The following is a 13,295-nucleotide window of genomic DNA, read 5'->3' on the forward strand; positions in this document are numbered from 1 at the left end:
CGTTTGCAGCAAGATCATCCGGTCCGGTATCGGAGCCGATAGGAATCACCGCGTCGGCGGCACAGCCGCCAACCCTACGGGCCGGATGATCTCGCTGCCAACTGTTGTATTGCCTGCCACGCTTGCGATGGCGCAAGGCTGCGCCTTTCCCCGCGCCGTATATTTTTTTCCTGCGGGAAGTTGCCCGCAAGGAGGACCCGCGTCGCAGCCGGTCCGTTCCGCCATCTCCGCAGTGTCCTCCAGCCGAAAGCCGCGATGCCGAACTTCGAGCGCTCGAGCCTGAACCAGAAACTGACCCTGATCTCGCTGCTCACGACGGCGACCGCCCTGCTGTTCGTGTTCGTGGCCTTCGCCGTCACCTCGGTCGTCAACGGGCGCCAGGCCGAGGCCATGCAGCTGGCCTCGTTCGCGCGCGTGATCGGCGCCGCCAGCGCGGCCGACCTGATGCTGGTCGACCGCACCAGGGCTTCCGGCACCCTGGCCGCGCTCGACGCCCAGCGCGGGATTTCGGCGGCGGTGCTGTACGACCGCTTCGGCCGGCCGCTGGCGGCATATGGGTCCAGGGCGCGCGCCGACGCCGTGCTGCAGGCGCTCGACAGCGTCGAGCCGCAAGCGCTGGAGCGCGCCAACCAGGAAGGCCGGCGCCTGCTGGCGCGCTACATGCGCGTGATGCACGAGGTGCGCCACGGCGACATCGTGGTCGGGGTGGTGATGATCGAGGCCGACTCGCTGCCGATGTGGATCGACATCGTGGCCAGCTTGTGCGTGATCGGGCTGGCGATGGGGGCGTCGCTGCTGGTGTCGCTCGGGCTGGCGGGCAGCCTGAAACGCAGCATCGCCGAGCCGGTGGCGTGCCTGATCCAGGCCGCGCAAAAGGTCTCGGCCAGCCAGAACTACGGCCTGCGCGTGCCGCACCAGCGGCGCGACGAACTGGGCACGCTGATCGACAGCTTCAACACCATGCTGGCCCAGATCGAGGACCGCGGCGCAGCCCTGCTGCACCACCGCGACGAACTGGAACGCCAGGTGGGCGTGCGCACCGAACAGCTGGAAAAGGCCAAGAACGCAGCCGAAGCGGCCAGCCGCGCCAAGAGCGGCTTCCTGGCCACCATGAGCCACGAGATCCGCACCCCGATGAACGGCGTGCTGGGCATGACCGAGATGCTGCTCGCCACCGAACTCTCGGAGGCCCAGCGCAACTACACCACCCTGGTCAAGCGCTCGGGCGAACACCTGCTGGTGATCATCAACGACATCCTCGACTTTTCCAAGATCGAGGCCGGCAAGCTGACCATCGAGTACATCAACTTCAACCTGTGGGACCTGCTGGACGACATCCACAACGTCTACACGCCGCAGGCCGCCAACAAGGGCCTGGGCTTCGACTTCGACATCGCCAACGATATTCCGGTGGCGATCTGCGGCGACCCGAACCGCCTGCGCCAGATCCTGGCCAACCTGCTGGGCAACGCCATCAAGTTCACCGAGAACGGCCGCATCATGGCGCGCGTGCGCGTGGCCGGCGAGGATGCGCAGAAGGTCGAGCTGCGCTTCGAGGTGCACGACACCGGCATCGGCATCTCGCGCGAGGCGCGTGCGCGCATTTTTGATGCCTTCTCGCAGGCCGACGACTCCACCACCCGCAAGTTCGGCGGCACCGGCCTGGGGCTGGCGATCTCGAAACAGCTGGTGGAACTCATGAAGGGCACGATCGGGGTCGAGAACGCGCAGCAGCGCGGCTCGATCTTCTGGTTCACGCTGGCCTTCGACAAGCGCCGTGTCGACCCGGATGCGCCGGGCCACCAGGAGCATACCTTGGGTGGCCTGCGCGTGCTGGTGGTCGAAGAGCAGGACGCCAGCCGCGACGACCTGGTGCACCAGCTGGAAGCCTGGAGCGCCAGCTGCGACGGCGTGGCCAGCGCCAACAGCGCGTTCGAGCGCCTGATGGGCGCGGCGCGCGCCGGCAAGCCGTACGACGCCGCCCTGCTCGACATGGAATTGGCCCAGACCAGCGGCCTGGCGCTGGCCGCCGCGATCCGCGCCGAACCGCTGGCGCGCGGCACGCACCTGATCCTGCTCTCGCCCGAACGGCTGGCCGCCGATCCGGTGCAGCGGCGCGAAGCGGGCGTCGCGTACCAGCTGGTCAAGCCGGCGCGCGCGGCCGACCTGTATGCCTGCCTGGCGGTGCGCGCGGCGCGGCTGCACGGGCCGGCGACAGCCCCCCATGCGCCGGCGTCGCCCGTCAGCGCACATGCCCATGGCACGCGCGCACAAACCGGTCCGCGCCGCGCCAAACGCGTGCTGCTGGCCGAGGACAATCCGGTCAACGTCGAGGTGGCGCGGGCGATGCTGGAAAGCCTGGGCCTGGAAACGCATTGCGCGCGCAACGGCGAGGAAGCCTTGAACGCGGTGCAGGAAGGCGGCTGGGACGTGGTGCTGATGGATTGCCAGATGCCGGTGATGGACGGCTTCGCGGCCACTTCCGAGATCCGCCGCCATGAGCGCGAGCTCGGCCGCGCGCGCACCTTGCCGGTGATCGCGATCACCGCCAACGCGCTGCAGGGCGACCGCGAAGCCTGCCTGGCGGCCGGCATGGATGACTACCTGTCGAAACCGTTCACCCAGCAGCAGCTGGCGGCCGTGATGCGGCGCTGGGTGGCGTTGCCGTCGGCGCCAGCCTCGGCATCCGGCCTGGCCGAGGAGCTGGCGCTCGAGGTGGCGCCGGCGATGCCGCTGTCTTCGCGGCCGGTCTCTGTCGCTCGTCCCCAGGCAGCGCCGGCGCGATCGCCCGCGGTCGCGGCCGAGCAGCCCGACGCCGTCAACCGCAGCGCCCTCGACAACATCCGCTCGCTCAGCCGCGACAGCGGCGACGCCCTGGTGCACAAAGTGGTCACCGCCTATATGGGCGACACCCCGCGCCACCTGCACGCGCTGCGCCAGGCGCTGGGCGGCTTGGACGCCGAAAGCGTGCGCCGGGTCGCGCACAGCCTCAAGTCGAGCAGCGCCAACATCGGCGCGGCGCGCCTGGCGACGCTGTGCCGCGAGCTCGAACAGCTGGGACGCGCCGGCAGCGTCGACGGCGCCGCCCCCCTCCTCTACGACATGGAGCGCGAATTCGTGTCGGTGCGCCAGTCGCTGCATGCCCTGCTTGAAAAGGAATCCTGAGATGCCCGCTTCTTCCCAACCCGCGCGCGGCACGGTCCTGGTCGCGGACGACGACCCGGTGATGCGCCTGCTGATGCTCGAGATGCTGGCCCAGGTAGGGCTGGACGCGATCGAAGCGCAGGACGGCATCGAGGCCGTGGCCCTGGCCCAGTCGAAAAAGCCCGACCTGGTGCTGATGGACGTCGACATGCCGCGCATGGACGGCTTCGCGGCCTGCGGCGCGATCCGCAAGGCCGAGCGCGACGGCGCCTGCGTGCCGATCGTGATGGTCACCGGCAGCGACGACATCGAAGCCGTCACCCACGCCTACGAAGTGGGCGCCACCGACTTCGTCTCCAAGCCGATCAACTGGCCTATCCTCGGCCACCGCGTGCTGTACGTGCTGCGCGCCAGCGACGCCATCGCGCGCCTGCGCATTGCCGACGCCCAGAACCGCGCGGTGCTGGAAGCGATCCCCGACACCTTCTTCCGGCTCGACGCCGACGGCTTCTATCTCGACTACGAGCCGGGCCAGGACCGCCCCGCTTCTGGCCCCGGCCCCGGCTGCCCGACCGTGCATGCGGCGGCGCCGTCCGGCGCCAGCCAGTTCATCGGGAAGCACATCTCGGACGTGCTGCCGAGCGAGATCGCCACCCGCATGCTGGAGCAGATGAAGGCGGTGCTGGCCACCCAGCAGGTGCGCTCGGTCGAATACGAATTGCTCGACTGCGGCGAAGTCCAGCATTACGAGGCGCGCCTGGTCGCCACCGGCGCCTCGCAGGTGCTGGGTCTGGTGCGCGACATCAGCGAACGCAAACGCGCCGAGGAACAGATCCGGCGCCTGGCCTACTGCGACAGCCTGACCGGCATCCCCAACCGCCAGGCCTTTCTCGAAACGCTGGAACGCGAACTGCAGCGGGCCAGGATCGGCAACAAGAAGTTCGCGGTGCTGTTCATGGATCTGGACGCGTTCAAGCGCATCAACGATACGCTCGGCCACAACGCCGGCGACCAGCTGCTCAAGATGGTGTCCGAACGCCTGCGCGAGACCACGCGGCCGAGCGACCTGGTGTCGCGCGGGGATGGCCCGGCGGATGCCGGCGGCGCCAGCAACCTCGCGCGCCTGGGCGGCGACGAGTTCACGATCCTGATTCCCGACCTGGAACGGGTCGAGCACGCGCTGAACGTCGCCACCCGCGTCAAGGAAGCGATGCGGCGTTCCTTCCTCATCGAAGGCAACGAGATTTTTGTCACCGCCAGCATCGGCATCTCGCTGTTCCCCGAGGATGGCGACGACTGCGGCTCGCTGCTCAAATTCGCCGATACCGCGATGTACCACGCCAAGAACTGCGGCAAGAACAACGCCAAGTTGTACAGTTCTTCGCTGACCATGCAGATCATGAGCCACGTGAAGCTGGAGGTCGGGCTTCGAAAAGCGCTGCAGAACGACGAGCTGTACCTGGTCTACCAGCCGCAGCGCGACGTGCGCACCTCCGAGATCGTCGGCGTCGAAGCGCTGGTGCGCTGGCGCCATCCCGAGCGCGGGCTGGTGCCGCCGACCGAATTCATTCCGCTGGCCGAAGAGACCGGCCTGATCGTCCCGATCGGCGAATGGGTGCTGCGCACCGCCTGCCGCCAGGCGCGCGCCTGGCAGCGCCTGACGCGGCGCACGCTGCGGGTCGCGGTCAACCTGTCCGCCAAGCAGTTCAAGGACGAGAACCTGTCGCAGATCGTGCTCTCGGCGCTGCACGACACCGGCCTCGAGCCGCGTCTGCTGGAGCTGGAGCTGACCGAAGGCACGCTGATGGACGACGCCCGCGCCACCCTGGCCACGCTGGAGCAGCTGCGCGGCATCGGGGTGCACCTGTCGATCGACGATTTCGGCACCGGCTACTCGTCGATGAATTACCTGAAGCGCTTCGACGTGCGTGCACTGAAGATCGACCGCAGTTTTATTTCAGGCTTGCCGCAGGATTCCGAGAATGCGGCGATCACGCGCGCCATCATCGCCATGGCGCACGGGTTGAAAATGGTGGTGGTGGCCGAAGGAGTGGAGACCGGCGAGCAGCTGCTGATGCTCGAGGAGTACGGCTGCGATATGGTGCAGGGCTACTATCTGGGGCATCCGTCGAGCGCGGAGGCGATCACCGAGATGCTGCGCAATGCGCAGCTGGCGTTGCCGGCCAAGTGACGGGCCGGGCGCGGAAGAAGCTTTCCGCGCGCCGTAGCATGTCACCTCAAGGCACGAACCGCAAGGTATGCCGCACCGCCCCCGGCAACAGCGGCGCCCGCCTGCCCTCGACCCACGCCTTGTGGTCGCCCAGGAAGAACGGCGACAGCGGATGTCCGCTCTGCCCGCCCGGCATGTTGTACAGCCCCTCCTCCTCGCGCCCCGGCGACACGGTCAGCCGTTCCGACTGGCCGAACTTCGGCCCCGCCACGCGCGGCATGTGGGCGTCGCCCGGCAGCGGGTCGCCCGGCGCGCCCAGCAAGGGCCGCAACGCCGGCACCGCCATGCTGATCGGATGCGCGACGTTGGCGGTATTGCGGCGTCCCCAGGTCGCTTCAGCCAGCGGCGTGCCGTCTTCGTCGAGCGCCGCGATCACGCGGTCGACCGCCGCCACCTGCAGCGCCTTCCAGTCGGCGTGACCGGCCGGCAGCCAGCCCGCCGACCGCTCGTCGAGCAGGCGCGCCACCACTGCCGGCCAGCGCGGGCTGGCGGCGACCGCGCTGGCCTTCGGATCGAGTTCCTTGAGTTCGGCGTTGGCGCGGCCGTACAGCAGGTCGTACAGCGCCCACATGAAGTCGCGCGCCAGGCGGTAGCCCACCGTGTCGACGCTGGCGCGGCCGTCCCAGCTGGTTTCGAGCAGACGCCGGAATTCGGCGCGGCGCGGGTGCCCGTCCAGCGCGTCGGCGTCGAGCGCAGCCAGCGCGCGTTCGCGCCAGGCGCCGACGAACAGCGCGCGATCGTCCAGCGCAGCGTCGAACACCTGACGCACGCCGGCCTTGCCATCCAGCGCCAGCAAGCCCTCGTGCAGCTGGCGGTTGCGCATGCCGAGGTCGTAGCCGCCGTCGCCCAGCAGCGCGTAGCCGTCGCCCATCAGCTGGCGGCTGTTGGCGGTGGTGATCTGGCCCGCGCCGGGATTGAGCAGGCGCGGATGCGCGGCGTACGGCAGCGCGCCCCTCCAGGTCGCGACGCCACCGTCCAGCGCCAGCGGGAAGCTGGCCGCGAGCGGCGCGGTGGAACGCTGCGGCAGCAGGCCGGCGACAGTCCAGCCGATATTGCCGGCGGCGTCGCCGGCGACGAAATTCTGCGCCGGGATGCCGTCGCTGGCCGCCGCCGCCAGCGCCTGTTCGACCGTGCCGACGTTTTCCAGCTTGATGTGATTGAGGTTCAGCGCAGCCGGGTCGTGCGCGATCCAGCGCACCGCGTAGCTGCGCGCGCCGACCTGGCGGATCGGGCCGAGCGAGGTCTCGCGCACCGTCATGCGCTCGGCTTCCAGACCCTTCACCGCGATCAGCTCGACGTGCTCGCGCGGCGTCTCCCAGCCCGAGGGCGTGCGCACCTGGCCGGGACGCGCCGGGTCGGCGCCCAGCTCCACCAGGTCGAGCAGGTCGGCATAGCTGTTGGTGAAGGCCCACGCCACCTGGCCGTTGCTGCCGGCGATCACCGACGGCGGCGCCCCCGGCAAGGTGACGCCGACCAGACGCCGCTGGCCGCCGGGCGCGCCAGGGTCCGGGAAGCGCAGCGCCAGCCGGTACCAGATGTTCGGCAGTTGCAGCCCGAGGTGCATGTCGTCCGAGACGATCGCCGCGCCGCTCGTGCTGCGGCTGCCGGCCAGCGCGTAGTTGTTGCTGCCGACCGAATCGGCGAAGTCCGTGCCGGCCAGCCGCACCGGCGCCGCCGGCTGCGCGCCCCACCACTGCGGCGCGCGTCGCGGCAACGGCGCGGCTGCCGGCGCGGCGCCGCCGTCGAGCGTGAGGTCGAAGGCGGTCGCTTCGGGCAGCAGAAAGGCCAGCTGGGCGGCGTCGCTGTGCTCGCGCAGCCAGCCGCGCGCCAGTTCGCGCGGCGCCTGGGCGCCCTGCAGGTCGATGTACATGGCCCAGATCACCAGCAGCGAGTCGGGTCCGCGCCAGGAGCGCGGCGTGGAGCCGGTCAGCGCGTATTCGAACGGCCGCGCGGCGAGCGCATGCAGGCCTTCGTTGACCCCGGCGGCATAGCGCTCGAGCAGCGCACGATCCGCCGCCGGCAAGCGCGCGAACACCTGCTGCGCGCGGGCGCGGAAGCGGTGCAGGCGGTTGCCGCGATCGAGCGGCAAGGCCTTGGGACCGAACAGTTCGGCCAGCTCGCCGGCCGCCGTGCGGCGCAGCAGGTCCATCTGGAAGAAGCGCTCCTGGGCGTGCACGAAGCCGGTGGCATAGGCGACGTCGAGCCGGCTGGCGCCGCTGATCAGCGGCACGCCGCCGGCGTCGCGCTCGACCCTCACCTCGCCGGTCAGGCCGGCGGCCTGCCGCTCGCCGTCGAGCTGGGCCAGGCTGGCGCGCAGGTACAGCCAGGCGGCCAGGCACGCCAGCGCGAGCAGCGCCAGCAACGCTCCCAGACCGCGCAGGGTCCAGGTCTTCCATCCACGCTTGCGCATGTCGTCTCCTCGTATCAAGCGGGCGTATCTTGCCAGAGAAACCTTATTTAGTGGCGGGGCGACAGGCGATTCCGTGCCGGGCGCACGATTGATCTAGCGCAGATTCAAGACCGGCCCCGGACCTATGCTGGCACAGCGTCGCGCACAGCGGCGGGAGGAGCGACATCATGCGCAGCGTCATCCACATCATCAGCGTGCTGGGCCTGGCCTTGCTGGCCGGCGCCTGCACCACGCCGCAGGAACGCGCGGCGCGCATGCAGGCCGAGATGACGCAATTGATCGCCATCTACGGCCCCGCCTGCGCCCAGCTCGGCTACGCGGCCAACAGCGACCCATGGCGCCAGTGCGTGCTGCACCTGAGCACGCGCGAGGAATTGCAGCGCATGGGCAATGCCAGCAGTTACTACGGCGGCTGGGGACCGGGTGGCTGGCGTGGCGGCGGGTATTGGGGGCCGTACTGGTAGGCGGTTTGAAGCCGGATAGGCTTGCCGGCGACCAGGTTGGGAACACCTGTGCGCGTGTCACCATCGCCGATGACGGCAGCGTCAGCCGCGAAAGCCTATCTCGGTCCGATCGTCGCTGACGATGGCGCCGGCGCCGACGCCGATGGCCGGCGCATCGGCGGAAAACACTGGCCTGCCCCGGCCTTTATGCCGTCCCGTACCGGCATGGCTTGCCAGCAGGTGGTCGTAGCGCGCCATCAGCTGGGCGAACACCCGGTTCCAGTCGAAACAGCTTTCCACCTTGCGCCGCGCCTGCGCGCCGAGCGCGGCCAGGTCGCGCGCGCAGGCCGTGCGCACCGCAGCGGCCAGGCTGTCGGCGCAGTTTGGTTCAGCCAGCACCCCGGTATCGTCGGCGACCAGTTCGGCGATGCCGCCGCCGGTGGTGACCACCACCGGCAAGCCGCAGCCCATCGCTTCCAGCACGATCAGGCCGAAGGTTTCGCAGTCGCCCGGATGCACCAGCAAGTCGCAGCTGGCGAGGATGCGCGCCAGCGCGCGCTGGTCGCGCTGGAACGGCAGCAGCGTGGCGCCGGCCGCCACCGGCAATGGTTCGCCGCCGCCCACCAGCAACAGGTGGTAGCCGCGGCCGAGCCGGCGCATCGCTTCAAGTAACACATCCAGCTTTTTGTCGGCGGTGAAGCGGCCCGCATACACCAGCAGGCACACATCGGGCGCCAGTCCGAGCCGCGCGCGCAGGCCGGGGTCGCGCCGGCGCGGATGGAACACGGCGCTGTCGATGCCGAGCGGCTGGTGCAGCGCGCCGTGCACGCCCATCGCCTGCAACTGCTCGACCATGCGCCGGCTGGGCGCCAGCACCAGGTCGAAGCGCGCGTACAGTTGCGCCAGGTAGCGCGCGCCCATTGCCGCCGCCGCGCCGCCGAAGCGGTTCTGCAGCAGGCGCGGCAAGTCGGAATGATAGAAGGCAACCGCCGGCACGCCGAGCCGGTCGCGCGCGCGCAGCGCGGCCCAGGCGCAATGACCGGCGTCGCCGGCCTCGATCAGGTCTGGCCGCAGCGAACGCAGCCGGCGCGCGATCGTGGCCACCGACAAGGGCATGCGATAGCCGTGGATGCCGGGCAGCGCCAGGCCCGGCACGCGCAGGCGCGCGGGCGCTTCGGCGGCATCGACGTTGGGACTGAGGATGGTATGGCGCATGCGGCCCTGGCGCGCCAGCCAGCGCGACTTGGCGTTCAGGTAGGTGCTGACGCCACCCCCTTCGGCGGCGTAGAACATCGTAAGGTCGACGAGGTGCATGGCGACGCGGTCCGCTGAAAAAACCACGATAGCAGCGCGATTTGCGGATGGCTTGCGCGCACGCACAGCATGAACGCGAACGGTAAGGTGTAGGTGGTGCTCGTGCAGCGTGAAGATGCGGGCAGGTGCTGACGTGTCAGCACAGCCGCCCGACTTTACCCGCCTCAGGCAGTACGCCGGTCCAGCATCGCGCGCGCGATCGTGCCCGCATCCACGTACTCGAGTTCGCCACCCACCGGCACCCCGCGCGCCAGGCGGCTGACCTTCAGTCCGCGCGCCTTGAGCATCTCGCTGATGTAGTGCGCGGTGGCTTCGCCCTCGTTGGTGAAATTGGTCGCCAGGACCACTTCGCCGACCACGCCGTCGGTGGCGCGCGCCGTCAGCTTGTCCAGGTGCAGGTCGCGCGGACCGATCCCGTCCAGCGGCGACAGCCGTCCCATCAGCACGAAGTACAGGCCGCGCCAGGTCAGCGTCTGCTCGATCATGATCTGGTCGGCCGGGGTCTCGACCACGCACAGCAGCGTGTGGTCGCGCTCCTCGTCCGCGCACAGGTCGCAGACTTCAGTGTCCGAAAAGGTATTGCACTTGGCGCAGTGATGCACCGTGTCGACCGCCTGGTACAGCGCGCGCGACAGTTGCGCGGCGCCCTCGCGGTCATGCTGCAGCAGGTGGAATGCCATGCGCTGGGCCGACTTGGGGCCGATGCCCGGCAGGCGCCGCAGCGATTCGATGAGAAATTCGAGCGATGTCGACATAGGGTGCGTCCCGCCACGCATGGCGGCGGGACCGTGGCCTCACATTAGAAAGGCATCTTGAAGCCAGGCGGCAGGCCCGGCATGCCGGCGGTCAGGCCGCTCATTTTTTCGGCGGCGGTGGCTTCGGCCTTGCGCACGGCGTCGTTGAACGCGGCCGCGACCAGGTCTTCCAGCATGTCGCGGTCGTCGCCCAGCAGCGACGGGTCGATGGTGACGCGCTTGACGTCGTTCTTGCAGGTCATGACGACCTTGACCAGGCCGGCGCCGGACTGGCCTTCGACCTCGATCTGAGCCAGCTGCTCCTGCGCCTTCTTCATATTGTCCTGCATTGCCTGGGCTTGCTTCATCAGGCCTGCGAGCTGGTTTTTCATCATGGTGCGATTCTCCAAAAGTCGAATGGTTAATAGTCTGGCTTCACTGCGTGGCGATACTGCGCCGGTGATATCTTGTCAGGCGCTGCCGCCTCAGGCGACCTTCACCGAGCCGGGCACGACGAACGCGTCGAAACGCTGCTCCAGTTCTTGCACGAACGGGTCGGCCGCAACGATCGATTCGGCCAGGCGCTGGCGCTCTTCGCGCGCCGCCTTCTGCTCGGCGCTGGCGGTGTACCACACCGGGCCGATCTCGGATTCCACGGTCACGCGCAGATCGGGGAAATGCTCCTGCAGGGCGGCCGTCAGTTTCTCGGTGTTGCCGCTGGCGCGCAGCGTGTCGACCGGCACGCGCAGGCGGAAGGTGACGGCGCGGTCCTGCGCCGTGCAGCCGATCAGTTCGGTCTGCAGCGCCAGCTGCTGGGCCACGCCGCGCAGCGGCAGGCTGCCGGCCAAGGCCGGCCAGTTGCCGTCCCAGCCGATCTGCGGCACCGGCGTGATGACGTAGGCATGCGGCGGCTTGGCCGGCGCACGCACCGGCGCGGCCGGCACCGGCGCCACCACGGCCGGCGCTTCGGAGGCGACGGCGGTGTCGTCGGAAAACTCGGTGACCCACGACGGCGGCTCATCGTCCGCCGGCTGCGCGCGCATGGCCGGCTGCGGACGCGCCATCGCCTGCGGCTGGCCGTTGTCCCACGGCGGCGTGCCCGACGGGCCGACCGCCGGCGCGGCCTGGCGCATCTGCGGTGCCGACGGCATCGAGGCCGACGGACCGGGAGCGGCAGGCGGCGGCGGTGGTGGCGGCGCGCTCGGCGCCGGTGCAGGCGCTGCGGCGGCCGCATCCGCGCCCGGACGCTTCGGCGCCTGGCGCATGCCCGAGGCGGCGCGCGCCGCTTCGAGCGCGGCGTTGATCGCGGCGCGGGCCGAAGTCATCGCCGGCGCGGCCGGCGCGGCGGCGGCCGGGGCCGGGGCCGGGGCCGGGGCCGGGCCGCCACCTTGCGGAGCGCCCGGTGCAGGCGGCGCCTGATGCGCTGCGCCGCCCTGCGCCGGACGGGCCGGAGCAGCGGCAGCGGCAGGGGGAGGACGGGGCGTCACCGCGGCATGGCTGGCGGTCGCGGCGGCAGCAGCGCGGGCGCCCGGCGCCGCCATCGGCGCGGCGGCCGGCGGCGCGGCCGAGGCTTCCGCGCCGCCCTGTCCCGGACGGAACGCCAGCATGCGCAGCAGCGTCATGGTGAAGCCTGCGTACTCGTCCGGCGCCAGGCCGATCTCGTTGCGGCCGTGGACGGCGATCTGGTAATACAGTTGCACTTCCTGCGGCTCGAACAGCGTGGCCAGGCGCATGATGTCGGCCAGTTCGGGCAGGTCTTGCGGCACCGCGCCCGGCACCGACTGCGCCAGCGCGACCCGGTGCAGCAGCGTGCCCAGGTCTTGCAGCGCGCCGTTGTACGACAGGCTGCGGCTGGCCATCTCGTCGGCCACCGCCATCAGGTCGGCGCCGTCCTGTTTGGCCAGCGCGTCGAGCAGGCGCACCAGGTACGACTGGTCGAGCGCGCCGAGCATGCCCTGCACCGCGTCCAGCGTCACCTGGCCGGCGGCATAGGCGATCGCCTGGTCGGTGAGCGACAGCGCGTCGCGCATCGAGCCGTGCGCGCCTTGCGCCAGCAGGCGCAGCGCGGGTTGTTCGAAGGTGACGTTTTCCTGGCCGAGGATGTTCTCGAGGTGACCGACGATATGACCCGGCGGCATCTGCTTGAGGTTGAACTGCAGGCAGCGCGACAGCACCGTCACGGGAATCTTCTGCGGGTCGGTGGTGGCCAGGATGAACTTGACGTGCGGCGGCGGCTCTTCGAGCGTCTTGAGCATCGCGTTGAACGCGTGGTTGGTGAGCATGTGCACCTCGTCGATCATATAGACCTTGAAGCGCGCATTGCTCGGCGCGTACACCGCCTGCTCCAGCAGCTGTGCCATCTCGTCGACGCCGCGGTTCGAGGCCGCGTCCATCTCGATGTAGTCGACGAAGCGGCCGGCATCGATCGCGCGACACGCCTCGCACACGCCGCACGGCTCGGCCGTGATCTCGCCCTGCCCGTCCGGGCCGGTGCAGTTGAGCGACTTGGCCAGGATGCGCGACAGCGTAGTCTTGCCGACCCCGCGCGTGCCCGTGAACAGATAGGCGTGGTGCAGCCGTCCGGTACGCAGGGCGTGGGTCAGGGCACGAACCACGTGCTCCTGGCCGACCAGCGTTTCGAAGTTCTTGGGACGGTATTTGCGGGCGAGGACTTGATAGGACATACAGCGATTTTACCGCAGTTGGCCGCGACCGCGAACAATCCGCAGCCGAGCCGGGGCGCATAAGCGGGCGCAACAGCGGAATTGAAACGCGGTTCGTCGCGATGCCGGACGCGGATCACGGGATCGTGCGGGAGACTGTTGGAATGGTACGACTTGAGAACGACGGGAGAACTGAGGAAGAGCTGGGACTGCGACGCTGGAAGCGAAAGGAAGAGGCGAGCCTGATCTGCGGCACTTGCGGTGAACGGCTTTGGCTGCTTCGTTCCCGACCTGACCAGGTAAACCATGCCACAATGCGCAGGGGCCCGCCGGGGTGAATTATACCTGACGGCGTGA

8 protein-coding genes and 1 other RNA gene are annotated in these 13,295 nt (G+C 69.7%); 3 read left to right on the forward strand and 6 right to left on the reverse strand.

The genetic code is table 11. The annotated features are described in order from the left end of the window. Window positions 1-255: 255 nt before the first annotated feature. Together QPK27_RS16805 and QPK27_RS16810 are read left to right on the forward strand one after the other, a co-directional pair. A complete protein-coding gene (locus QPK27_RS16805) occupies window positions 256-3,165 on the forward strand; it encodes a response regulator (RefSeq protein ID WP_290419400.1) in 2,910 nt (969 codons plus the stop codon). A gap of 1 nt (window position 3,166) precedes the next feature. Continuing rightward, the gene (locus QPK27_RS16810; RefSeq protein WP_290419401.1) at window positions 3,167-5,335 is read left to right on the forward strand and encodes a bifunctional diguanylate cyclase/phosphodiesterase; all 2,169 of its coding nucleotides are present in this window, start codon (window positions 3,167-3,169) and stop codon (window positions 5,333-5,335) included. A 46-nt stretch (window positions 5,336-5,381) separates the two neighbouring features. Here the strand turns inward: QPK27_RS16810 and QPK27_RS16815 are convergent, their stop codons facing one another. Further along, a complete protein-coding gene (locus QPK27_RS16815; protein ID WP_290419402.1) occupies window positions 5,382-7,784 on the reverse strand; it encodes a penicillin acylase family protein in 2,403 nt (800 codons plus the stop codon). Window positions 7,785-7,951: 167 nt separating this feature from the next. Between QPK27_RS16815 and QPK27_RS16820 the strand changes: the two genes are divergently transcribed. Then, on the forward strand, window positions 7,952-8,248 hold the full coding sequence (locus tag QPK27_RS16820; protein ID WP_290419403.1) for a hypothetical protein: 297 nt from the start codon (window positions 7,952-7,954) through the stop codon (window positions 8,246-8,248). Between the two features lie 81 nt (window positions 8,249-8,329). On the opposite strand, the gene QPK27_RS16825 is transcribed toward QPK27_RS16820, so the two are convergent. From QPK27_RS16825 to ffs, 5 genes are all read right to left on the reverse strand, one after another. Continuing rightward, window positions 8,330-9,541, reverse strand: coding sequence for a glycosyltransferase (locus QPK27_RS16825; protein WP_290419404.1), 1,212 nt, complete (start codon window positions 9,539-9,541; stop codon window positions 8,330-8,332). A 164-nt stretch (window positions 9,542-9,705) separates the two neighbouring features. Further along, window positions 9,706-10,296 (reverse strand): recombination mediator RecR, encoded by a 591-nt coding sequence (gene recR / locus QPK27_RS16830; protein ID WP_290419405.1) that lies wholly within the window; start codon window positions 10,294-10,296, stop codon window positions 9,706-9,708. Between the two features lie 44 nt (window positions 10,297-10,340). Then, window positions 10,341-10,670 carry a YbaB/EbfC family nucleoid-associated protein gene (locus QPK27_RS16835; protein WP_005671283.1) on the reverse strand — a complete coding sequence of 110 codons (330 nt, stop codon included), beginning with the start codon at window positions 10,668-10,670 and terminating at the stop codon, window positions 10,341-10,343. A 90-nt stretch (window positions 10,671-10,760) separates the two neighbouring features. After that, the gene (locus tag QPK27_RS16840; RefSeq protein ID WP_290419406.1) at window positions 10,761-12,959 is read right to left on the reverse strand and encodes a DNA polymerase III subunit gamma/tau; all 2,199 of its coding nucleotides are present in this window, start codon (window positions 12,957-12,959) and stop codon (window positions 10,761-10,763) included. A gap of 211 nt (window positions 12,960-13,170) precedes the next feature. After that, window positions 13,171-13,269, reverse strand: an RNA gene (gene ffs, locus QPK27_RS16845) — signal recognition particle sRNA small type. Window positions 13,270-13,295: the final 26 nt, after the last annotated feature.

Source organism: Massilia sp. YIM B02443, from assembly GCF_030411955.1.
Lineage (GTDB): Bacteria > Pseudomonadota > Gammaproteobacteria > Burkholderiales > Burkholderiaceae_D > Telluria.

Bases quoted from the DNA above. Each gene is read 5' to 3' on its own strand.
- QPK27_RS16805 (WP_290419400.1), top strand. From the start codon at position 256: ATGCCGAACTTCGAGCGCTCGAGCCTGAACCAGAAACTGACCCTGATC.
- QPK27_RS16810 (WP_290419401.1), top strand. From the start codon at position 3,167: ATGCCCGCTTCTTCCCAACCCGCGCGCGGCACGGTCCTGGTCGCGGAC.
- QPK27_RS16815 (WP_290419402.1), bottom strand. From the start codon at position 7,784: ATGCGCAAGCGTGGATGGAAGACCTGGACCCTGCGCGGTCTGGGAGCG.
- QPK27_RS16820 (WP_290419403.1), top strand. From the start codon at position 7,952: ATGCGCAGCGTCATCCACATCATCAGCGTGCTGGGCCTGGCCTTGCTG.
- QPK27_RS16825 (WP_290419404.1), bottom strand. From the start codon at position 9,541: ATGCACCTCGTCGACCTTACGATGTTCTACGCCGCCGAAGGGGGTGGC.
- recR (WP_290419405.1), bottom strand. From the start codon at position 10,296: ATGTCGACATCGCTCGAATTTCTCATCGAATCGCTGCGGCGCCTGCCG.
- QPK27_RS16835 (WP_005671283.1), bottom strand. From the start codon at position 10,670: ATGATGAAAAACCAGCTCGCAGGCCTGATGAAGCAAGCCCAGGCAATG.
- QPK27_RS16840 (WP_290419406.1), bottom strand. From the start codon at position 12,959: ATGTCCTATCAAGTCCTCGCCCGCAAATACCGTCCCAAGAACTTCGAA.